The sequence below is a fragment of the Bradyrhizobium sp. CCBAU 45384 genome, assembly GCF_028128665.1.
Classification (GTDB): domain Bacteria; phylum Pseudomonadota; class Alphaproteobacteria; order Rhizobiales; family Xanthobacteraceae; genus Bradyrhizobium; species Bradyrhizobium manausense.
Genome location: NZ_LBIZ01000074.1, coordinates 1 through 20,218, shown reverse-complemented (window position 1 = coordinate 20,218; position 20,218 = coordinate 1). Strand labels below are relative to the sequence as shown.

The following is a 20,218-nucleotide window of genomic DNA, read 5'->3' as shown; positions in this document are numbered from 1 at the left end:
ACCGATCCCGAAGACGTCGACCGGCAAGATCCAGAAATTCCTGCTGCGCAATCTGGTCGACTCGGCGAAGGCCATCTCGACCTGATTGGCGTCGGGTTCGCAGACTGCCTGGTGCGCGGCCATACCCGCAAAGCTGCGGTGCGCTGCTACGCCTGGTAGGTCAATGTGTCTCCAGCTGCAGGCCGTCATAGGCCGGCACCACGCCTGCGGGCAGAGTCTGCCGGATCACCTCATAATCGACGTCCGCCGTCATGTTGGTGATCACGGCGCGCTTCGGCTTGAAGCGCTCGATCCACGACAAAGCGTCGTTGATGCTGAAATGGCTGACGTGGCTGGTGTAGCGCAGGCCGTCGACGATCCAGAGGTCGAGATTTTCCAGCGCGCGCCAACTCTCGCGTGGGATGTCATTGAGGTCCGGCGTGTAAGCGGCATCGCCGATACGATAGCCGAGCGCGGGAATGTTGCCGTGCTGGACCAGGAAGGCCGTCATCGTCACGGCGCCGCCCTTCCCAAGAATAGTCTGGCTCTCGCCCGCCTCGATCGAATGCCGTGTCAGGATCGGCGGGTAGTCGCTGCCCTCCGGCGAAATGAAGCAATAGGAGAACCGCGCCATGATGTCCTTGGCGGTCGACTGGTTGAAATAGGTCGGGATGCGGCGGCGCATGTGCATGACGACCGAGCGCAAATCGTCCATGCCATGGGTCTGGTCGGCGTGCTCGTGGGTCAGGAACACCGCGTCGATGTGGTCGACGTTGGTCGAGAGCAGTTGCTCGCGCAGGTCCGGCGAGGTGTCGATCACGATCCGCGTCGTGCCATGCTCGGACTTCCGCTCGACCAGCAGTGAGCAGCGGCGGCGGCGATTCTTCGGATTGGTCGGATCGCATGCGCCCCAGCCGAGGGCGGGACGCGGAACACCGGCGGAGGAGCCGCAGCCCAGGATCGTCAGCGTCAGCGTCATGCGGCTCAGAACCTCAAGCTTTCACCTTGGAGAACAGGCGGAAGAAATTGTCGGTGGTCTGGCTAGAAATCTCGTCCAACGACACGCCACGCGTTTCGGCCAGAACCTTGGCGACCTCGACCACATAGGCCGGCTCGTTGCGCTTGCCCCGGAACTTGCCCGGCGCAAGGTAGGGCGAGTCTGTTTCAACCAGAATACGGTCAGCAGGCAGTTCGGCCGCAAGCGCGCGCAGCGTATCCGACTTCTTGAAGGTCAAGATGCCCGTGAAGCCGATATAGAGCCCGAGGGACACCGCCTTCAGTGCCAGCTCACGCCCGCCGGTGTAACAATGCAGCACGGCGCGAAACGATCCCTTGGCCGCCTCCTCTTCCAGGATGCGGGCGCAGTCCTCGTCCGCCTCGCGGGTGTGGATCACCAGCGGCAGGCCCGTGGCGCGCGCGGCGGCGATATGGGCACGAAAGCCCCTCGCCTGCGCCTCGGGCGAGCCGTCGTCGTAGAAATAGTCGAGCCCGGCTTCGCCGAGCGCGACCACCTTGGGATGCCGTGTCAGCGCGATCAGCTCGTCCGGCGAGATGCCGTCTTCCTCATCCGCGTTGTGCGGATGGGTGCCGACCGAGCAATAGACGTCGTCATAACGCTCGGCGATGGCGAGAAGCTGATCGAGCTTTCGCACCCGTGTCGAGATCGTGACCATGCGGTCGATCCCAGCCGCGCGGGCACGCGACACGATCCCGTCGAGATCCTCCGCAAAGTCCGGGAAATCCAGATGGCAGTGACTGTCGACCAGCATCGTTACATGCGCCTCAGGCCGCCGGCTCGATGTAGCGCGGGAACGCCGGCGTCGGCGCTGGCAGCGTGGTGCCGGGCGCGATCCGCTTCTCGCCGCCGAGCATCGCGAAATTGCGCTCAGCCGCCGGGATACCGAGGCTGTCGAGCAGCAACCCTGATGCGGTCGGCATCGCCGGCTGGGCCAGGATCGCGATCTGACGCACGACTTCCGCGGTGACGTAGAGCACCGTCTTCTGCCGGACAGGATCGGTCTTGGCGAGTGCCCATGGTGCCTCACCCGCGAAATAGCGGTTGGCCTCCGCGACCACAGCCCACACGGCGTTGAGCCAGTGATGGATCTGCTGTGTCGCCATGGCTTCGCGCGATGCGGCAATCATGCCATCGGCCATCGCCAGGATCGCCTTATCGTTGTCGCTGAACGCGCCGGGCTCCGGCAGCACGCCGCCGAGCTGTTTGGCGATCATCGACAGCGAGCGCTGCGCGAGGTTGCCGAGATCGTTGGCGAGGTCGGCATTGATGCGCGCGACGATGGCCTCGTGGTTGTAGTTGCCATCCTGGCCATAGGAGACCTCGCGCAGGAAGAAATAGCGCATCTGGTCGACGCCGTACTGGTCGGCGAGATTGAACGGGTCGACGACGTTGCCGACCGACTTCGACATCTTCTCGCCCCTGTTGAACAGGAAGCCATGGGCATAGACCCGCTTCGGCAGCGCAAGGCCGGCCGACATCAGGAAAGCCGGCCAGTACACGGCGTGGAAGCGGATGATGTCCTTGCCGATGATATGCACGTCGGCCGGCCAGTAGCGCCAGTTCTTATCGCTTTCGTCAGGGAAGCCTACGCCAGTGATGTAGTTGGTCAGCGCGTCGACCCAGACATACATCACATGCTCTTCGTTGCCGGGCACCTTCACGCCCCAGTCGAAGGTGGTGCGCGAGATCGAGAGATCGCGCAGGCCACCCTTGACGAAACTCACCACCTCGTTGCGGCGCGCATCCGGGCCGATGAATTCGGGATGGTCCGCGTAAAGCTTCAGCAGCTTGTCCTGATAGGCCGACAGGCGGAAGAAATAGCTCTTCTCCTCGACCCATTCGACCGGCGTGCCTTGCGGTCCGAGGCGTACGCCATCGTCGTTCAGGCGTGTCTCGTCCTCGGCGTAATAGGCCTCATCACGCACCGAGTACCAGCCCGAATAGATGTCGGCGTAGATGTCGCCATTCGCTTCCATGCGACGCCAGATCTCCTGGCTCGAGCGATGATGCTGCTCTTCGGTGGTGCGAATGAAGCGGTCGAACGAGACGTTCAGACGCTGGTCCATCTCCTTGAAGCGGTTGGCATTGCGGGTCGCGAGTGCGGACGGGGACAGGCCCTCGTTCTGCGCGGTCTGAACCATCTTCTGGCCATGCTCGTCCGTGCCGGTCAGGAAGAACACGTCCTTGCCGTCGAGCCGGGCGAAGCGCGCCAGCACGTCGGCCGAGATCGCCTCATAGGCGTGACCGATATGCGGGCTGCCGTTGGGATAGGCGATGGCGGTCGAGATGTAGAAGACATTGTCGCGGGCGGGCGCAGCAGCGACCACATCCGCTTTCGCTGCGGTCACCGGCTTCGGCGCCTTGGGTTTTGACACTTTGGGCTTCACCGTCTTCGGCGGCGTAGCGACGGGTGCCGGCGCCGCGATCACGGCGGGCTGAGCCACCTTCGCCTTCTTGACCGCGTTCTTCGCAGGGGCCTTTGCTGGCTTCTTCACCGCTTTCTTGGCGATGACCGGTCCCTTGGCAGCCTTCTTGCTGGCCTTCTTTGCCGTCCTTGCAGCGCTCTTCTTCACGCCCTTCTTGGCGACGGCCTTCTTGGTCTTCTTGACCTTCTTGGCAGCCTTACGCGCCAGCGCCTTCACGGCCTTTTTGGCGGCCTTCTTTGCAGCCTTCTTGCTGCTCTTGCCCTTGGCGGCTTTCTTAGCGCGTGTTGCCACGACAAATTCCTTTACCGGCTTTTCGAATTTTGGAAACGAACTGCGTTAGGTTGTTATTCTGAGCATGCTCCTCTCGGAAAACCGCTACACACTTTTCCGGATCATGCTCTAGCGCGTTGCGTCCGCCAGCCAGCCGAACACCGAGAAAACCAAGGGCTTTCGCTCCAGATTGTAGGTTTCGGTGTCGCGCGCGGCGCGGACGATCTTTTCCCATACCTCGCTCAAGCGCGCAAGGCGCGGCAGGTTCTGGTTGGCATTGGCTTCGTCTGCATGCAGGCGCTCCGCGATCCAGCGATCGATGCCGTCGACGAAGGCGGCAAGGGCCACGCGGTCGCTGGTGCCGAGGGATTCACCAAGCGTGTGCAATTCACGCGGATCGACCTCCGGCAACCGTGCCAAGAGCGCGGCGGTGCGCTGCTGGAGCTTCAGCGCATCGCCGCCGAGCAGCGTCAGCGCGCGCGAGACACTGCCCTTGGAGGCCTCGGCTGCCTCGCGGAGTGCCAAATCAGTCGGCGGGATGTCGGCGGCCGCAGCTGCTGCGGCAATGACCTCGTCGGTCGTCAGTGATCGCAAACGCAGCTTGCGGCAACGCGACTGGATGGTGGCGAGCACGCGCGCCGGAGCGTGGCTCACCAAAAGGAACAGCGATCGCTGCGGCGGCTCCTCAAGGATCTTGAGCAGCGCGTTTGCCGCATTGGGATTGAGCTCGTCGACGGTGTCGACGACGCAGACGCGCCAACCTTCTGCTGCAGCCGTCGAGCCGAAGAATGCGATCGTCTCGCGAGTCTCGTCGACCGTGATGACGGTGCGCATCACACCACGGTCATTGGCGGTGCGCTCCAGCGTCAGCAGGCCGCCATGCGAGCCGGCTGCGACCTGTCGCGCCACGGCATCATCAGGATCAATGAAGAGATCTTCGGCGGTCTGCACGGCCGTCGCCAACGGTTGGCCATGGGCGAGCACGAAGCGCGCCATACGATAGGCCAGCGTTGCCTTGCCGATCCCTTGCGGCCCGCCAATCAGCCAGGCATGCGGGATACGCCCGCTGCGATAGGCGGTCAGCAGCGCCGCCTCGGCCTCGCGATGGCCGGACAGAAGGCTGGTCTCGCGGGGATGCGGGATAGCGCTCTCGCGCTCGGCCTGACGCGGGCTCATGCCGAGATCACCGAAGCCGGCGTCGGCAGGAGGCGTTCGCGCAGCGCGTCCCAGACGCGACCGGCGACCGTATCAGGGTCGGAATTGGCATCGATCAGCATGCAGCGCGCGGGATCGTCGACGGCGATCTTGCGATAGGCCTCGCGCAGGCCCTGGTGGAAGGCGAGCTTCTCGCCTTCGAACCTGTCAGGCGTGCTGCTGCCGCGCCGCGCCGCCGCCCGCGCCAGGCCAACCTCGACCGGCAGATCGAGGATGAAGGTGAGATCAGGCTTGAGATCGCCGATTGTGACCCGCTGCATGGCGTTGATCAGTCCGGCGGGTACGCTGCCGAGGCTACCCTGATAGGCTCGTGTCGAGTCGGCGAAGCGGTCGCACAGCACCCAGACGCCTTGTTTGAGCGCAGGCTCGATCACGGTGTGGACATGGTCGTCGCGCGCGGCCGCGAATAGCAGCGTCTCGGCTTCGGGCCCGAGCAGCTTGCCCATCCCCGACAGCACCAGATGGCGCATGATCTCGGCGCCGGGCGAGCCGCCGGGCTCGCGCGTGACTAGGATCCGCAGTCTGGCCGCACTGAGACGCTCGGCCAGCTTCTTGATCTGGGTCGACTTGCCCGTCCCCTCACCGCCTTCAAAGGTGATGAAGCGTCCGCGCCCGGACGGCCGCTGTCCCGTGCTCTCACTCATGGTCAGAGCTTCTCGGCGCCTGCACGGAACATGCCGATCACGAGCTCGCTGGCGCCGTCGATCGCGCGCCGCATGGTCGAGCCGGTGCCGATCGATTCCGCAGCGTAGACCGGCGTTTCCACCGCGATATTGCCGCTGCGCCAGACCTTGACCACGCCGACCTGCTGGCCTTCCCGAACCGGCGCGCGCACGGGACCGCTATAGACGACGCGCGCGATCAGCTTGTCGCCGCCGTTCTTGTGCACCATCACCTTCACCGGCACTTTCGCAACCAGCTTCACCGAGCGACTCTCGCCCCCGAAGACCTTTGCGTAGCCGACCGGTTCGTCGGCCGCGATCAGGGTGCGGGTCTCGAAGTTGCGGAAGCCCCATTCCAGCATCTTCTTGGCTTCGGTGGCGCGATCCTCGGGGTCTTCGAGCCCGTTGACCACGACGATCAACCGCGTGCCGTTCTGCACCGCCGAGCCGACCATGCCATAGCCGCCTTCCTTGGTGTAACCGGTTTTCAGGCCGTCGGCGCCTTCCATCGAATTGAGCAAGGGATTGCGGTTCGGTTGGCGGATTTTGTTCCAGGTGAACTCCTTCTCGCCGAACAGTTTGTAGAATTCCGGGAAGTCCAGGATGATGTGACGCGCGAGCATGCCGAGTTCGCGCACCGTCATCTTGTTGCCGGGGTCGGGCAGGCCGTTGGAATTGGCGAAGGTCGACTTGGTCATGCCGAGCTCGCGGGCGCGCTTGGTCATGAAGTCGGAGGCAAAGATCTTCTCGTTGCCCGCGATGCCTTCGGCGAGCGCGATGCAGGCATCGTTGCCACTCTGGATGATCGCGCCGTGCAGGAGGTCGTCGACCGAGACCTTGCTGTTGATGGCTGCGAACATGGTTGAGCCGCCCGAGGGCGCCCCGCCCCTGCGCCAGGCATTCTCGCTGATCCGGTATTCGTCGGTCAGCTTGATTTCGCCCTTCTTGATCGCGTTGAACACGACCTCCGCGGTCACGAGCTTCATCATGCTGGAGGGCGCGCGCAGCTCGTCGGCGTTCTTCTCGAACAGCACGCTACCGCTGGAGGCCTCGATCAGGATCGCCGTGGGGGCATCGCCGTCAAAGCCGGCATCTTCGGTTTTCTTGGCGCCCTGGACGCTCTGGTTGGCGGCATAGAGCACCCCGCCCCAGCCGAGGCTCACGGCAAGCGCCGCCGCGACCAGCCGGCGTGCCAGCGCTCCGGCTGTGAACCGGGGATGGCGGAGCGGGATCAGATGAAATGCCATGGCGAAGCCCTGAGAGCGGCGTTCTAACAAACGGAACCGGTGCGAACAACACGAGGATCGGGTGCTTGCTCCGAGATTGCACGATTCTCGTCGCATCCCTATCGTGCCACCTCATGTTTCCCGACCAAACCCCTGAAACAAGGCGGAAAAGCGATGTCCACGACTCGTGTGATCAAGGCCAATGGGATCGACCTCTTCATCCGCGAAGCCGCCGGCCAGGGACCGCTGGTGGTGCTGTGCCATGGCTGGCCGGAACTGTCATATTCATGGCGACACCAGATCCCGGCACTGGCAGCCGCCGGCTTTCACGTCGTGGCTCCCGACATGCGCGGCTTCGGCCAGAGCGCGGCGCCGCCGAACGTATCAGCCTATTCGATCTTTGACCTGGTGGGCGATGTCGTCGGACTGGTCCAGGCGCTCGGCAAGACCAGGGCGATGGTGGTCGGCCACGACTGGGGCGCGCCGGTCGCCTGGCATGCGGCCCTGTTCCGTCCGGATATCTTCACGGCCGTCGCAGGCCTGAGCGTGCCGCCGCCGTTCCGCGGACGCGGCAGGCCGCTCGAGCTCTTGCGGCAGGGCGGCATCACCAACTTCTACTGGCAGTATTTCCAGGCGCCCGGTGTCGCCGAGGCCGAGTTCGAGCAGAACGTCGCCCGCACCATGCGGATCGTGCTCGGCGGCCGCGGTCTTGCCGACCCCAATGCCGCGATGTTCGTGCAGGAGGGCAAGGGCTTTCTCGGCCATGCGACCGCCGACGAGCCGCTACCGGCGTGGCTGAGCGAGGACGATCTTGCTCATTTCACCGAAAATTTCCGCAAGTCCGGCTTCCGCGGCGGGCTGAACTGGTATCGCAACATCGACCGCAATTGGGAGCTGACCGCGCCCTGGCAGGACGCGCAGATCCGCCAACCCTCGCTCTTCATCGCCGGCGCGCAGGATGCCGTCATCACCGGACTGATCGGTGCCAAGCGCGTCAACGAGCTGGAGCGCGTGCTACCCAATCTCACGCGAAAGATCATCATCGACGGCGCGGGCCATTGGGTGCAGCAGGAGCGGCCCGACGAGGTCAACGCCGCGCTGGTCAGATTCCTGCGCGAAGCGTCGTCACCCTCGGCGGCGCGCGATTAGTACAGGCCGCGGCCGGTCAGGATGCTGCGGGCCTCGGCTGCGCCGTCATCTGAGGCGGAAGGACCGCTGTCGGAGGCATAGCGGCCGTCCTGATCATAGGACACCTGGCGGACATTCTGGAGCGCCCGGCCCCGGCTGCGGCTCGAGGCCGACATCTCCGAGGTTGCGTTGATCGAGGCGACGTCCGCAGCGCTATTGCCAAGGCTATAGGGCCGCCCTTCCGGCATCGGGACTTCGCCCCTGATAGCACCGCGGTTCGACGAAGGCAGCTCGGGCACGAATGGCCGCGCCGAGGCGACCCGGACCATCGAGGGCGACGGCGCCGGCACGCCGGTGCGCAAGGTCGCCATCAGCTGGCGGTCATCCGAGCCTTCCAGCGGCGCCCGGCCGACATATTCGACGCGGACCCTGGCGACGCCAGTGCCTTTGAATTCAAGCAGTTCGGCGGCTTTGTTCGAGACGTCGATGAGACGGTTGCCGTGATAGGGACCGCGGTCATTGACGCGGACGACCAGCGACTTGCCGTTGGAGAGATTGGTCACCCGCGCATAGGACGGCATCGGCAGGGTCGGATGGGCTGCCGTCAGCGAGCCCATGTCGAAGACTTCGCCGTTGGCGGTCAGACGGCCGTGGAAATCATCGCCGTACCAGGACGCCGTACCCTCGGCCCGGTAGTTGACGTCCTCCTCCGGCACGTAGGTCCGGCCGGCGACGACGTAGGGCTTGCCGACGCGATAGGTGCCGCCGCCTTTGGGCACGGGCTCGCCCCAGGCTACGACTCGCGGGCTCGACGACACGCCGTATTTAGGATCGACCCGGCTGGCGAACTTGTTGGACGAGGCGCAATTGGCAAGCGCTAGGCAGGTGGCGACCGCCGCAACGCATCGCGCGGCCCGCATCACCGAATCTGACCGTCGGATCCCCATTCGCCCCAAATACCATTTCGCCGGAGACGAACCCAACCCGCTTTCCTGCGGGGGCGCCCTGCGGACGTCAAACTCCGAGCGGCCCACCACCGTCCGGAGACGGTAACGATAACGCAACCCGAACACGGCGGAAATGGGGAGCGCACAACCTACGCACCGAGATGGTAAACAGGACGTTCGCAATTCTCCGTTCATCTACGGGGCGCGAGGACCGTGGTACCGGCTCGTCTGTGCCAGTCCCGCACAAGCTGTTGCGCCAAAAGCTCACTCCACCCCCGATATCGCTGGCTTCACCGGAATTCTTTTGACTGTGCAAGGTCGCCCGCGTTTTCTCGCGTGCAGGGGCGGGATTGGAATTTAACGATGATCGAGACGGTTTCGGCACTGATGGGTCTGGTAAGCGCAGGGATCTTCCTGGCCCATGCGTTTGAAGGCTACCGCACGAGGGCCTGAAGGCACTCGCGCGCGCGACATTGCATCACTTCTTCACAGCGGCGCGTTCGGACAATTTTAATCAATTCGATCGAGCATCGAGGACGAGAGCAGCAGGTGTCCCATGGGCAAACATGACCTCGTATCCGATGGCTTTCTGGCATTGACCGCAGGCGGTCTGGTCCTGCTCTGCTCGAGCCTCGTGGCGCTGGCCTTCGGCTAATCCTCCAACCACCCTGTCGCATTTTCAGATTGCTGGGCCATGGCAGCGCAGCAGGCGCTGTGACCCGCTCCCATTTAGTTGATTGAATTTTCGTGTTCGGCGCCTCGACCTAATTTCAAGAGGCCACCACCAGCTAAGGTGACGAACATGCTCGCCGAGAAATTCATCCTGGTTCTGGAATCGCTGATCCGCGGCGGTCGGACCTATCCCGACGGAAGCCCCCGGGTCATCAGCACCTCTGCGCACGTCCCGGTGACGCTGCCGAAGCAGAAATAGCTGCGCTCCGCCACGCGCTCGCCCCGCTCAGCGCAAGCCCAACGGAGAGCTGCGATAGAGGCTGTCGCGGGCTTCATTCGCGCAGACGAAGCTGCCGTCGAACCCCTGGCCATACCTCCTCTGTCCCTTGCGGTAGTAGACGCCCTTCTTGAAATCCAGCCACACCACCTTGTCGCCGGGGCAATGGCGCTGGGCCTGGTCCTCATAGCGAAACGGCGTCAGCGGTGTCGCCGAGACGCCCGTAGCGCCCACGCCGAAGATGATCGCACTCGAAAGCGCGACGTGACCTACGCCCTTGCCAAAGCGGCTGCACAGCACTGCCCACCTCTCCCCGTTTTCCACCTCTACGATAGCATGAGACGACGCGAGCACCAGGAGCCGACCCGGCGGGCCGTCTTTCTCCAGCCATCGGGGCGAGGTACATGGGGGCAGCGTCACCTCCATCATCGGACATTGCATGTCGGTAGAGCCCGAAACCACCACCGGCCCCCGCCCGCCCTCGCCGCGCCTCGGCCTGTTGCCTATGATCATCTTCGGGTCGCGCTGGCTGCAGCTGCCGCTCTATCTCGGGCTGATCGTGGCGCAATGCGTCTACATCGTACTGTTCCTGAAGGAGCTCTGGCACCTTTCCTCGCACGCGCTTGATCTCACCGAGCAGGAGATCATGATGAGCGTGCTGGCGCTGATCGACGTCGTGATGATCTCAAACCTCTTGGTGATGGTGATCGTCGGCGGCTACGAGACCTTCGTCTCCCGGCTCGACCTCCAGGGCCATCCCGACGAGCCGGAGTGGCTCGGCCACGTCAACGCCAGCGTGCTCAAGATCAAGCTCGCGATGGCGATTATCGGCATCTCCTCGATCGCGTTGCTGCGCACCTTCATCGAGGCCGGCAATCTCGGATCAAACCGCGCCAGCCTCACCGAGAACGGCGTGATGTGGCAGGTGCTGATCCACATCACTTTCGTCGCGTCGGCGATCGGCATCGCCTTCGTGGACAGGTTCAGCGATACGACCACGCGCAAGCACCAGGAGTGAGGTGCTGGTCGACGTCAAGCCTGGCGCGAGGCGACTTCGAGCTGCCCCAGCGCCTGGTGCAGGCACTCCTGCATCTTCTGCGCAATCTGCTCGCGTGAAATACCCTTCTCGGCGAGGTCGCTCGAGACCTTGTTGATGGTCTCGTCCATGGTCTGATTCGCCAGACCGTCGGTCACCAGCTTCGTCGCGTAAGCGGCGGCGGCATCGCCGCTGAGTCCGAGCTCGCCTGCGGCCCACAGCCCGAGCAGCTTGTTCGACCGGGCCGCAGCCTTGAACATGAGCTCCTCGTCATGGGCGAATTTGGCCTCAAAGCCCTGCTCGCGCTTGTCGAACGTGGTCATGGTCAGCTCCATTTGCGCTGTCACTGGGTGGGATCTGGATCGGGAGCGAAAGTCTCCGTGGTTCTGGTCTTCTGAGGATCAATTGAATCTTCCGGCCGAAGGCGTTCGCCGTCAAGCGTCGCTTGCACCGGCAGGCAGCGTCAGGCCCGACCGGCCCGGCTGGCTAGACGATTTGCCGCATGGCCTCGGGGAGATCGAGAGCCGACGCGTGAACAGAGAGCTTCGGGAATTTCGACGGCTTGAGCGCCTGCGCCTTGCGTCCTTCGAGCCGGCGCTGAACCGGCGGCGCACAGCAGCCGCGGACTGTCAGGCCTTTGCTGCAGCCGCCTCGCGCGCCAGCCGCTCGGCCTTCAGCCGCTCGCGATTGGCATGAAACGCCTTCTGCGCCTCCTCATGGTCGCGCATGGCCTTCTCGGCCTCGATCCGGCGAGCCGCGTCCCGCGCCTGGCGCTGTTCCGGTGTCAGGGGTTTGCGTCGGAAGGAAAGGTCTTCAGTCATGGCGAGGCAACGCGGCGCTGGGGAATAAGTTCCCATCGGACGCCGACCCGGTTCCGTTCCGAGGGAGCTCGTTTGCCAAAATGTCGAAAACAACCCCATGCACAGTAGCGCGCGCGGCTCTGCGGCGGGGCGTTTGGTCGGATCCACCAGGGCCCCTTCCGGGCCGAAGTCAGCGCAGCCGCCTGCTCGGTCGAACGCAAGGGATCTATGCCGGCAACAGGCCCGCGGCGCGATAGCTCTCGATCACGCTGTCGAACAGGGCGATGTCCGCGCGGCTGCGCGCCATCAGCTGCGCGCCGGCAACGGCCGCGAAGATGGCGCGGGCGCGCGCCTGGCTCTGCTTCGGGCTGACGATCTTCGCGGCGGACAGGACCTTGGCCAGCCACGCCACGTTGACGTCGGCGAAAGCCTGCACCTCGGTCTTCACCGCATCCGGCAGGTCGTCATATTCGGCGGCCATGAAGCTGCACATGCAGATGCGGTTGTCCCGCGTCAGCGCGGTGCGAAACACCTGCGGATATCGGCTGAGGCTTTGCCTGGGATCACCGCTTTCGGCCAGCATCGCCTCGAGCTCCGCCGCGGTGTCCTCCCAGTAGCGCCGCGCCACTGCAGCACCGAGTTCGGCCTTGCTCGGAAAGTGGTGATAGATGCTGGCGGCCTTGATGCCGACCTCCGCGGCAAGGTCGCGAAAGTTCAGGCCGCCATAGCCATGGGCCTGCGCGGTGCGCTTGGCCGCCGCCAGGATCGCCTCTTTGGCATTCGCACTCATGGGTCCCTTCATCACCTATCCGTCAGCCTACCAAGTGACAGATAGGCATTGACCAGGTAAAGCACAAAGCTTAACGTCTACCTACCAAGTGACAGGTAGGTAACGAGGAGGCACCGATGAAGATCTACGACTTTCCGACCGGCCCCTATCCCGCCCGCGTCCGCATCGCGCTGGCCGAGAAAAAGCTGCAGTCCCGCGTCGAATTCGTGCTCGTCAATCTGCGCAAGGGTGAGCATAAGCGGCCCGACTTCATCGCAAGCAAGAACTACTCGGGCACCCTGCCCGTGCTCGAGCTCGACGACGGCACGCTGATCGCCGAGTGCACAGCCATCACCGAATATCTGGACGCGCTCGACGGCGCGCCCACCCTCACCGGCACGACGCCGCGCGAAAAGGGCGTGATCCACATGATGAGCAAGCGCGCGGAGCTGGAGCTGCTCGACGCCATCAGCGTCTACTTCCATCACGCCACGCCCGGGCTCGGACCTCAGGTCGAGATCTACCAGAACAGGGAATGGGGCCTGCGCCAGCGCGACAGGGCGATCAAGGGGATGCACTATTTCGATTCGGTGTTGCGGCAGCAGCCCTTCGTTGCCGGCGAGGCCTTCTCGATGGCCGACATCACCGTGATCGGTGGGTTGATCTTCGCGAAGCTCGTTCAGCTGCCGGTGCCCGGCGAATGCGAGGCGCTGTCGGCGTGGTACTCGAGGATGCAAGCGCGGCCGAGCGTCCGGGATCAGCTGGCGCTGGCGCCGCCGCCGCGGGACGCCGCGGCTTAGACTTGGCCCGCTGGCTCAGCCTGCGCGAGGACGCGACGCCGCCAAGGACGCTATTTTGAGTTCAAGGTGGTGACCGGCCGCCAAACTGTCGGCTTATTCTCCAGGAGCTCCCTGCAACGCGCGAGCATTGCCTTCGCCGGAATATCTTGCGGCTGATCCAGCAGCACCGTCTCGAAATCAACGATCGCGCCTTCGAGATCGCCGCTGCGATATTTGGCAAGGCCGTGCTCGTAGCACGCGATCCACGTTGCGGCCTGGCGCTTTGCGTCAGCCGTCCCTGCGAGGCCGATCAGTTCATGGACAGCGATCCCCTCCTCGCGGCCGTAGACTGCGATGCTGTCGATCTCGCGTGTGACAATGGCACCACGCGCAAGGCGCTCGGTTGCCTCGCCGATCAGAATTTGCGTGCCATAGCTCTTGTTGGCGCTTTCCAGGCGGCTTGCCACGTTCACGGCGTCGCCAATCACGGTGTAGTTCAGCCGCAGCTCCGAGCCGATATTGCCGATCAGCATGCGGCCGGAATTGATGCCGATGCGGATCTGCAGGGGATGGCCGAGATCGTCGGTGAGGCCGGATTCCGCGATGGCGCGGCGGATGCCGAGCGCGGCGCGGCAGCAGCGCTCCGCATGATCGGCTTGCGGCTGCGGCGCGCCCCAGAACGCCATCACGGCGTCCCCGATGAACTTGTCGATCGTCCCGCCATTGGCGACGACGACTTCCGAGGCAAGGTCGAGATAGCGCGACAGCAAGGGCACGACGCGGTCGCCCATGCGTTCTGAGAGCCCGGTAAAGCCGGCCACATCCACGAACATCACGGTCAATTCCTGGATCGCGCCGCCGGGTTTTGCCTCGACGCCCTGGCGCAGCAGCGCCCGGACGAGATCGGCCGGGATGAACTTTCGGAACGCCGAAAGGCCCGCTGCCATCTCCGCGATCGCACCCGACAGGCTCGCAATCTCCTTCAGCCGCGAGGGATGACGGCGCACCAGTTCCAAGGCAAAGGTCTCGACATGGCGGATCTCGCCGACGACGCGGGAGAGCGGCGCCGCGATCACTCTGCGCGCGAGCAAGGCGGAGGCGAGAGCCGCAAGCACTGCGCCGACAGCGAGGCCGAGGATCAGGCGCCGTAACGTCGTCTCGACCGGACCGAGAAACTCGGCCTCCGGAATGATGGTTGCGAGCCGCCAGCCGGGAAACGGCAGCGGCGTGAGTGCGAATTCATAGGCGGCACCGTCTGAGGTGAGCCGGCTACGCCAGCTTTCCTTGCCGTCGCCGGCCTGGGCCAGCGCCTTCTGCGCCAGCGGCAGCAACTTCTGTCCACCGTGCGCGGGATGCAGTTCATCGGCGTCCTTGTCGGGCGCGGCGACCAGTTCGCCGTTGCCATCGAAGATGAAGGCTGTTCCGGTGCGCCCGACCTCGAGCTGGGCGAGAAAGCGCGCCAGGCGGGTGTATTCGATCATGATGGCAAGGACGCCCTGGCGTTCCTGATAGACGTCGATCGGGCCGGCAAAAGCGATCGATGGACGTTGCCCGATCGGATGGTCCGTGACCTTGAACCATGCGGGCTCTTCGGCCTTCAGTCCGGTCTTGAACCAGGTGCGATCGGCCACGCGGAAATCGGTCGGCTCGAAACGGCGGTTGGCAAATTCGATATCGCCGGGCACGACATCGTATTCGTCGATGCGGCGCTGGCCGGCATGATCGGTGAGCGAGATCTCCATCATCTCCATGCGGCCGTCGCCGAGCTTGTGGGCGGCAAAGAACGCGCCGTCGGGCCAGCCAAACGCGACCCAGGAGATCGTCGCCTGCGATTGCAGTTGAGACAGAAACACGAATTCGCGCTTGTCGGCCTCACGGGTATCGAGGACGTTTTGCAGAAAAAGTGTGCGGATCGCGGTGTGCGCCGCGCGCGCTTCGTCGACGATCGCGCCGACTTCCTTGCGAACGGCGGCGACGATTTGCTCATTGATGGTCGAGGCAAGTTGCCGGCTGGTCGCCTCCGCCGTGCGCCACCACAGGAGGCTGGACAAGGCCGCGCTCAAAAGGATCGCGGTCAAAACCAGCGCCGACACGGCGAGACGGATGCTGACCGTCAACCGCCGCAGCGCCTGGCCTGATGTCACGCGTCCGTGGCTGGCGTCCATGACTTGATCCGGCGGGTTGACGAGGCGAACTGCTAACCTTCTTCGCAGGCCCGCAGCCGTTCGTTACGTCTCGCAGATGCCAGCAGTCCCGGCCAATGCGCGCCGGCTAAGGTCTCCATAGAGACTAGGCATTGGAACTATTCCCCCACCTGCCGCTAATTCGCCGCCCAAGCGCACGACGTCGTGCGCGTCACCCAACCGTCTCACCAACTCGTGAGCAGCCTTTCCGGTAACGGCGGCTGCGGCGAGGACGAACGAGACCCTGGGCCCACTGCCCTACTCCAGAGGAGAGATCTCATGTCTGCCAAGACCACCATCAGCTCGCTCGTACTCGCCGGCGCCGTCTCCACCGCACTCGCAACGCTCGCCTCCGCCGCTCCCCTGACCAAGGCCGAGGCCGATGCTGCCATCGCAGCCAAGAAGGAAAAGTGCTTCGGCGTAGCGCTGAAGGGCCAGAACGATTGCGCCGCCGGACCGGGCACGACCTGCCAGGGTACTTCGACCGTCGATTTCCAGGGCAACGCCTGGAAATTCGTGCAGGGCGGCACCTGCGCCAGCATCGATCTGCCTGGCGGCAAAAAGGGCTCGCTCAAGCCGGTCTGAGGCAAGGCGGCATCAATGCAAACAGCGCGGAGGAGCGACATGGACGCAACGATCAGCCCCCGGACGTCTGCGGCCGTCCCCCTCCGCTTTTCACCTCCCGTCGGCGGCGTCGCCGGAACGAGCTTCAAGCCCGAGCATCTCACCGCAATTCTCGACGAGGGCCCGCAACGTGGGTTCTTCGAAGTCCACGCCGAGAATTACATGGGCGCGGGTGGACCGCCGCACCGGATGCTGGAGCGGCTGCGGCGCGATCATCCGCTCTCGCTGCACGGCGTCTGCATGTCGATCGGCGGACCCGCGCCGCTCGACCGCGCCCATCTGGCACGCTTTCGCGGCCTCGTCGCGCGCTATCAGCCCGCCCTCGTCTCCGAGCATCTGGCATGGTCGACACACGAGACCAGCTTCTTCAACGATCTGCTGCCGTTGCCCTACAACAAGGCGACGCTCACTCACGTCTGCGACCATATCGATGAGGTGCAGGAGGCGATCCGGCGGCCGATCCTGCTGGAAAATCCCTCGACATATGTAGCGTTCCGCAACTCCACGATGTGCGAAACCGACTTCATCCGCACCGTCGCCGAGCGTACCGGCTGCGGCCTGCTGCTCGACGTCAACAACGTCTTCGTCTCCGCGGCCAACCACTGCTTCTCGGCACTGCAATATCTCGCCGACTTCCCCTTGGCGCGCGTCGGCGAAATTCACCTTGCCGGCCACGCCGAGCAGCGCGACGAAGGCGAGCTGTTGCTGATCGACAGCCATGACGGTCCGGTCGCGGACGCGGTCTGGAAACTGTTCGAGATCGTGATCGGGCGCTGCGGGCCCGTTCCGACGCTGATCGAATGGGACAGCAACATTCCCGATTGGCCGGTCCTGAAGGCCGAGGCCGCGGCGGCACAGACGATCCTGGATCGTCATGTCAGGAGGCTTCGTCATGCAGCCTGAACCGCATGCCTCCTACGCGGCCGCGTTCGCGCCTGCCTTGCTCGATCCTGTCAGCGAGGTCCCGGGCATCGTGACCGGGCCGTGCGGCAAGCCGGCGGTCACGTGCTACAACGTCTATCGCAACAACGTCACGGTCAGCCTGATCGACGCGCTCGCCTCGATCTACCCGGCCGTGCAGCGCCTGACGGGGGCAGAGTTTTTCCGCGCCATGGCGCGTTTCCATGTCCGAGAAACCCCGCCGAACTCCCCATTGCTGTTCGACTACGGCTGCGATTTTCCCGCCTTCATCGAACGCTATGAGCACGCTCAATCGCTGCCCTGGCTCGCCGATGTCGCCCGGATCGAGCGGGCGTGGCTTGACGCCTATCACGCCGCTGACAGCGCGCCGCTTTTGCCATCCGCATTGGCCACCATCGCGCCGGACCGTCTTGCCAGCCTCGTCTTCACGTTGCATCCAGCGACGCGCGTGGTGCGCTCGCCTTACGCGGCGGTGACCATCTTTGCCGCCAACCGCGGCACGGAGTCTGCTGACAGCATCGACGCATCCTTACCAGAAGATGCCCTGATCTCGCGGCCGGACGTCGACGTCGTGGTGCAACTGCTCCCGCCCGGCGGTGCGGTCTTCCTGACTTGCCTGATGTCGGGATGCATGCTGGCAGAAGCCGCCGCGGCGGGGCTGGAAGACGCACCCGATTTCGATCTCGCCACCAACATCGCCGGCCTGTTCGAGGCGGGCGCCTTCGCCTCGCTGACGTCTGGAGACGCAAGATGATCTCGGAACAACGTATCGCGCCTGCAACTGCCCTGCCCTCTATCGGCGTGCTCGTCGACAGGGCCAATGGTCTCGTCCAGGCGATCGCGACTCCATCCATGGTGCAGCTCGCACTGCGCCTGGCATTGGCGGTCCCGTTCTGGCGTTCGGGCATCCTCAAATGGACCGGCTTCTTCAAATTGAGCGACGTTGCGGTAACGTTGTTCACCGACGAGTTCATGCTGCATCTGCCCGGCGGCCCCTATCATTACCCGAGCCCAGCGACGATGGCCTTCCTGTCCGGCTGCGGCGAGATCATGTTTCCGGTCCTGCTGGTGCTCGGCCTCGGCACCCGCTTTGCCGCACTCGGGCTCCTGTTCATGACCATCATTGTCGAGCTCACCGTGCCCGACGGCTGGCCGGTCCACATCACCTGGGCGGCAATGGCGCTGGCGATCATGGCCTATGGACCGGGACGGATCTCGCTCGATCATTTGCTTTGCCGGTTCGTGATTCGTCACAACGGATAGCGCAGAGACGCCCTTCAACCTACACATCCATACCAAACGAGAGGACGTCCGTGGTCACATCACCACGGACGTCCTCTCGTTTGGGTAAGCGCCAACTATCCGATGGCCTTGCTCATTCGGCTGCCATCGGCATCATCTCCTGCTGGTCATGCAGGATCACGCCCGCCAGGGGGTCGAACTCGCCTACCCAAGGCCGGCTTGCCAGCGCCGCCTGGGTGTGCGCGTAGCCAGCCTCCCAGCGCCTCATGATGCCGGACGGGCTGAAGTCGATATCCTTGGTGTGCGTCTCGTGATCGAGTTGCGGGGCGAGCAGACGCACCACGTGCATCCGTGTCGGACAGCCATAGCTCGTCAGTTCGCGGACAACGGGATTGCCGCGTTCGTGCTCGGGGAGCCTTGCGGCCAACTGGTTGATGACGTGGCGCAAACGATGCGCCTGTTGCTGGCGCGTGATCTGGCTGGCGATACGGCTGGAGTACTGGACGTCCTTGTGGCGGTTCAGCACCTCGGCCATCGTGGTAGGCTCGGCGCCCACGGGATTCCAGAGGTGCACGGCGAAGATCAGCGAGTTCTTGCGCGGGTTGTCGTCGAACACCGCTTCCGTCGGCGTGTTGGAGAGGATGCCGCCGTCCCAGTAGAGCTCGCCATCGATACGCACGGCCGGAAACGCTGGCGGCAGCGCACCTGACGCCATCACGTGCTTCACCGTCAGCTCGCCATCGCGGCTGTCGAAATAGCGCATCTGACTTGAGCGTACATGGGCCGCGCCCACTGTGAGCCGCGGCGTGCAGCGATTGACCAGGCTGAAGTCGACGAGCTCGTTCAGCGTCTTCTCCAGCGGAGCGGTCGAATAGAAGCCTGCGTGGTCAGCACCCAGCGGATAGGAATCGCCGGCATGCGCCAGCGGATTGGGCCGGAAGAAGCCCGGAATGCCGCTGGTGATGGTCGACCAATAGGTGAGCTTTTCGTTGAAGCCGGGGAATGCGGTGCGGAAGCTCCAGGCCGGGCTCTGCTCCATCCGCTTCCAAAATACCTTCAGCCGCTCAAGCCGATGCTGCGGCTCATTGCCGGCGATCAGGCTGGCATTGATCGCACCGATCGAGGTGCCGATGATCCAGTCCGGCTCGATGCCGGCCTCGTGCAGGGCCTGGTAGACGCCGGCCTGGTAGGAGCCGAGGGCGCCGCCGCCCTGCAGCACCAGCACGACCTGGCCCGGCAGGTCCTTTGAATTGCCTTGCATGCCGTTCATGTCTCGCTCCTGAGGGGCTTCCAATCGTCGGATATTCGTCAGCCGTCGCGGTTGTTACACCTGTTCATGTCAATGCGCGGTCCAGCCGCCATCGACCGGCAGCGCAATGCCGGTGATCGAGCCTGCAGCTTCGGTCGAGAGAAACACCGTGAGAGCGCCGAGCTCTTCCACCGTGGTGAAGCGCTTGTTCGGCTGCTGCGCGAGCAGGACGTCGCGGATCACCTGGTCGCGGGAGATACCATGCGCCTTGGCCTGCCCATCGATCTGCGCCTCGACCAGCGGGGTATAGACATAACCGGGGCAGATCGCATTGCAGGTGATGGCTTCCTCGGCGGTCTCCAGCGCCGTCACCTTGGTCAGCCCGACGATGCCATGCTTGGCGGCAACATAAGCCGCCTTGAAGGGGGACGCGATCAGGCCATGCGTCGAGGAGACGTTGATGATGCGACCGAACCCGTTCCGGCGCATCGCCGGCAGTGCCAGCCGCGTGGTGTGGAAGGCAGACGACAAATTGATTGCGAGGATCTGGTCCCACTTTTCGACAGGAAACGCCTCCAATGGCGCAACGTGCTGGATGCCGGCATTGTTGACAAGGATGTCGAGCCGACCGGACTGTGCAACGGTCGCCGCGATCATTTCGGCGATCGAATTCGGCCGGGTCATGTCGGCCGGCGAAAAGCTCGCCTTGACGCCGATCTATGGACCACGCCCGCGTTGCAAGAGGAATCGACAAAGGGATGAAGCGGTTTGCGCCAATCTATCCGGCTTCAATTT

The 20,218-nt window shown here is 64.2% G+C and carries 21 protein-coding genes and 1 pseudogene; 8 read left to right on the top strand and 14 right to left on the bottom strand.

Going from position 1 to position 20,218, the window contains the following annotated elements:
* Positions 1-160 precede the first annotated feature (160 nt).
* The 6 genes from XH80_RS03910 to XH80_RS03885 form a co-directional block, all read right to left on the bottom strand.
* Positions 161-958: an MBL fold metallo-hydrolase gene (locus XH80_RS03910; RefSeq protein ID WP_271597412.1), complete on the bottom strand. Its 798-nt coding sequence runs from the start codon at positions 956-958 to the stop codon at positions 161-163.
* Between the two features lie 13 nt (positions 959-971).
* Complete coding sequence (locus tag XH80_RS03905; RefSeq protein ID WP_271597411.1) at positions 972-1,748, bottom strand: TatD family hydrolase; 777 nt, start codon at positions 1,746-1,748, stop codon at positions 972-974.
* A 13-nt stretch (positions 1,749-1,761) separates the two neighbouring features.
* The gene (gene metG / locus XH80_RS03900; RefSeq protein ID WP_271597410.1) at positions 1,762-3,714 is read right to left on the bottom strand and encodes a methionine--tRNA ligase; all 1,953 of its coding nucleotides are present in this window, start codon (positions 3,712-3,714) and stop codon (positions 1,762-1,764) included.
* A 108-nt stretch (positions 3,715-3,822) separates the two neighbouring features.
* Complete coding sequence (locus XH80_RS03895; protein ID WP_271597409.1) at positions 3,823-4,869, bottom strand: DNA polymerase III subunit delta'; 1,047 nt, start codon at positions 4,867-4,869, stop codon at positions 3,823-3,825.
* Entirely contained in the window at positions 4,866-5,552 is a 687-nt protein-coding gene (gene tmk, locus XH80_RS03890; protein WP_271597408.1) for a dTMP kinase, read from the bottom strand. Before tmk ends, XH80_RS03895 begins: the two co-directional genes overlap by 4 nt.
* A gap of 2 nt (positions 5,553-5,554) precedes the next feature.
* Positions 5,555-6,817 (bottom strand): D-alanyl-D-alanine carboxypeptidase family protein, encoded by a 1,263-nt coding sequence (locus tag XH80_RS03885; RefSeq protein WP_271597407.1) that lies wholly within the window; start codon positions 6,815-6,817, stop codon positions 5,555-5,557.
* Between the two features lie 153 nt (positions 6,818-6,970).
* On the opposite strand from XH80_RS03885, the gene XH80_RS03880 reads away from it, so the two are divergent.
* On the top strand, positions 6,971-7,945 hold the full coding sequence (locus tag XH80_RS03880; RefSeq protein WP_271597406.1) for an alpha/beta fold hydrolase: 975 nt from the start codon (positions 6,971-6,973) through the stop codon (positions 7,943-7,945).
* On the opposite strand, the gene XH80_RS03875 is transcribed toward XH80_RS03880, so the two are convergent.
* Positions 7,942-8,844, bottom strand: a complete 903-nt coding sequence (locus tag XH80_RS03875) for a septal ring lytic transglycosylase RlpA family protein (RefSeq protein WP_271597405.1) — start codon at positions 8,842-8,844, stop codon at positions 7,942-7,944. The two genes, XH80_RS03880 and XH80_RS03875, sit on opposite strands and share 4 nt — an antisense overlap.
* A gap of 829 nt (positions 8,845-9,673) precedes the next feature.
* Between XH80_RS03875 and XH80_RS03870 the strand changes: the two genes are divergently transcribed.
* Positions 9,674-9,802, top strand: a complete 129-nt coding sequence (locus XH80_RS03870) for a hypothetical protein (RefSeq protein ID WP_271597404.1) — start codon at positions 9,674-9,676, stop codon at positions 9,800-9,802.
* 27 nt (positions 9,803-9,829) lie between these two features.
* Here XH80_RS03870 and XH80_RS03865 read toward each other — a convergent pair whose 3' ends face one another.
* Positions 9,830-10,120: a hypothetical protein gene (locus XH80_RS03865; protein ID WP_271597403.1), complete on the bottom strand. Its 291-nt coding sequence runs from the start codon at positions 10,118-10,120 to the stop codon at positions 9,830-9,832.
* A 139-nt stretch (positions 10,121-10,259) separates the two neighbouring features.
* Between XH80_RS03865 and XH80_RS03860 the strand changes: the two genes are divergently transcribed.
* A complete protein-coding gene (locus XH80_RS03860; RefSeq protein WP_057755080.1) occupies positions 10,260-10,838 on the top strand; it encodes a TIGR00645 family protein in 579 nt (192 codons plus the stop codon).
* Between the two features lie 14 nt (positions 10,839-10,852).
* Here the strand turns inward: XH80_RS03860 and XH80_RS03855 are convergent, their stop codons facing one another.
* The 3 genes from XH80_RS03855 to XH80_RS03845 form a co-directional block, all read right to left on the bottom strand.
* On the bottom strand, positions 10,853-11,179 hold the full coding sequence (locus tag XH80_RS03855; RefSeq protein ID WP_057756665.1) for a DUF1476 domain-containing protein: 327 nt from the start codon (positions 11,177-11,179) through the stop codon (positions 10,853-10,855).
* Between the two features lie 306 nt (positions 11,180-11,485).
* Positions 11,486-11,677, bottom strand: coding sequence for a hypothetical protein (locus XH80_RS03850; RefSeq protein ID WP_057756667.1), 192 nt, complete (start codon positions 11,675-11,677; stop codon positions 11,486-11,488).
* Positions 11,678-11,882: 205 nt separating this feature from the next.
* On the bottom strand, positions 11,883-12,446 hold the full coding sequence (locus tag XH80_RS03845) for a TetR/AcrR family transcriptional regulator (RefSeq protein WP_271597402.1): 564 nt from the start codon (positions 12,444-12,446) through the stop codon (positions 11,883-11,885).
* 116 nt (positions 12,447-12,562) lie between these two features.
* On the opposite strand from XH80_RS03845, the gene XH80_RS03840 reads away from it, so the two are divergent.
* The gene (locus XH80_RS03840; RefSeq protein ID WP_271597401.1) at positions 12,563-13,225 is read left to right on the top strand and encodes a glutathione S-transferase; all 663 of its coding nucleotides are present in this window, start codon (positions 12,563-12,565) and stop codon (positions 13,223-13,225) included.
* Between the two features lie 50 nt (positions 13,226-13,275).
* On the opposite strand, the gene XH80_RS03835 is transcribed toward XH80_RS03840, so the two are convergent.
* Positions 13,276-15,369: an adenylate/guanylate cyclase domain-containing protein gene (locus tag XH80_RS03835; RefSeq protein WP_271597400.1), complete on the bottom strand. Its 2,094-nt coding sequence runs from the start codon at positions 15,367-15,369 to the stop codon at positions 13,276-13,278.
* A gap of 297 nt (positions 15,370-15,666) precedes the next feature.
* On the opposite strand from XH80_RS03835, the gene XH80_RS03830 reads away from it, so the two are divergent.
* Genes XH80_RS03830 through XH80_RS03815 form a run of 4 tightly spaced genes read left to right on the top strand, consistent with a single transcriptional unit; the run spans position 15,667 to position 18,195 of the window.
* Complete coding sequence (locus XH80_RS03830; RefSeq protein WP_271597399.1) at positions 15,667-15,972, top strand: BufA1 family periplasmic bufferin-type metallophore; 306 nt, start codon at positions 15,667-15,669, stop codon at positions 15,970-15,972.
* Between the two features lie 39 nt (positions 15,973-16,011).
* Positions 16,012-16,914 (top strand): MNIO family bufferin maturase, encoded by a 903-nt coding sequence (bufB, locus tag XH80_RS03825; RefSeq protein ID WP_271597398.1) that lies wholly within the window; start codon positions 16,012-16,014, stop codon positions 16,912-16,914.
* The gene (locus tag XH80_RS03820) at positions 16,904-17,686 is read left to right on the top strand and encodes an HvfC/BufC N-terminal domain-containing protein (RefSeq protein WP_271597397.1); all 783 of its coding nucleotides are present in this window, start codon (positions 16,904-16,906) and stop codon (positions 17,684-17,686) included. The genes bufB and XH80_RS03820 overlap by 11 nt, the downstream gene beginning before the upstream one ends.
* The gene (locus XH80_RS03815; protein ID WP_271597396.1) at positions 17,683-18,195 is read left to right on the top strand and encodes a DoxX family protein; all 513 of its coding nucleotides are present in this window, start codon (positions 17,683-17,685) and stop codon (positions 18,193-18,195) included. The genes XH80_RS03820 and XH80_RS03815 overlap by 4 nt, the downstream gene beginning before the upstream one ends.
* 112 nt (positions 18,196-18,307) lie before the next feature.
* Here XH80_RS03815 and XH80_RS03810 read toward each other — a convergent pair whose 3' ends face one another.
* A complete protein-coding gene (locus XH80_RS03810) occupies positions 18,308-19,444 on the bottom strand; it encodes a patatin-like phospholipase family protein (RefSeq protein ID WP_271597395.1) in 1,137 nt (378 codons plus the stop codon).
* A 69-nt stretch (positions 19,445-19,513) separates the two neighbouring features.
* Positions 19,514-20,134: pseudogene (locus XH80_RS03805) on the bottom strand (3-hydroxybutyrate dehydrogenase); the annotation flags it as partial.
* Positions 20,135-20,218 lie beyond the last annotated feature (84 nt).

Bases quoted from the DNA above. Each gene is read 5' to 3' on its own strand.
- XH80_RS03910 (WP_271597412.1), bottom strand. From the start codon at position 958: ATGACGCTGACGCTGACGATCCTGGGCTGCGGCTCCTCCGCCGGTGTT.
- XH80_RS03905 (WP_271597411.1), bottom strand. From the start codon at position 1,748: ATGCTGGTCGACAGTCACTGCCATCTGGATTTCCCGGACTTTGCGGAG.
- XH80_RS03895 (WP_271597409.1), bottom strand. From the start codon at position 4,869: ATGAGCCCGCGTCAGGCCGAGCGCGAGAGCGCTATCCCGCATCCCCGC.
- tmk (WP_271597408.1), bottom strand. From the start codon at position 5,552: ATGAGTGAGAGCACGGGACAGCGGCCGTCCGGGCGCGGACGCTTCATC.
- XH80_RS03885 (WP_271597407.1), bottom strand. From the start codon at position 6,817: ATGGCATTTCATCTGATCCCGCTCCGCCATCCCCGGTTCACAGCCGGA.
- XH80_RS03880 (WP_271597406.1), top strand. From the start codon at position 6,971: ATGTCCACGACTCGTGTGATCAAGGCCAATGGGATCGACCTCTTCATC.
- XH80_RS03875 (WP_271597405.1), bottom strand. From the start codon at position 8,844: ATGCGGGCCGCGCGATGCGTTGCGGCGGTCGCCACCTGCCTAGCGCTT.
- XH80_RS03870 (WP_271597404.1), top strand. From the start codon at position 9,674: ATGCTCGCCGAGAAATTCATCCTGGTTCTGGAATCGCTGATCCGCGGC.
- XH80_RS03860 (WP_057755080.1), top strand. From the start codon at position 10,260: ATGTCGGTAGAGCCCGAAACCACCACCGGCCCCCGCCCGCCCTCGCCG.
- XH80_RS03855 (WP_057756665.1), bottom strand. From the start codon at position 11,179: ATGACCACGTTCGACAAGCGCGAGCAGGGCTTTGAGGCCAAATTCGCC.
- XH80_RS03850 (WP_057756667.1), bottom strand. From the start codon at position 11,677: ATGACTGAAGACCTTTCCTTCCGACGCAAACCCCTGACACCGGAACAG.
- XH80_RS03845 (WP_271597402.1), bottom strand. From the start codon at position 12,446: ATGAGTGCGAATGCCAAAGAGGCGATCCTGGCGGCGGCCAAGCGCACC.
- XH80_RS03840 (WP_271597401.1), top strand. From the start codon at position 12,563: ATGAAGATCTACGACTTTCCGACCGGCCCCTATCCCGCCCGCGTCCGC.
- XH80_RS03835 (WP_271597400.1), bottom strand. From the start codon at position 15,369: ATGGACGCCAGCCACGGACGCGTGACATCAGGCCAGGCGCTGCGGCGG.
- XH80_RS03830 (WP_271597399.1), top strand. From the start codon at position 15,667: ATGTCTGCCAAGACCACCATCAGCTCGCTCGTACTCGCCGGCGCCGTC.
- bufB (WP_271597398.1), top strand. From the start codon at position 16,012: ATGGACGCAACGATCAGCCCCCGGACGTCTGCGGCCGTCCCCCTCCGC.
- XH80_RS03820 (WP_271597397.1), top strand. From the start codon at position 16,904: ATGCAGCCTGAACCGCATGCCTCCTACGCGGCCGCGTTCGCGCCTGCC.
- XH80_RS03815 (WP_271597396.1), top strand. From the start codon at position 17,683: ATGATCTCGGAACAACGTATCGCGCCTGCAACTGCCCTGCCCTCTATC.
- XH80_RS03810 (WP_271597395.1), bottom strand. From the start codon at position 19,444: ATGAACGGCATGCAAGGCAATTCAAAGGACCTGCCGGGCCAGGTCGTG.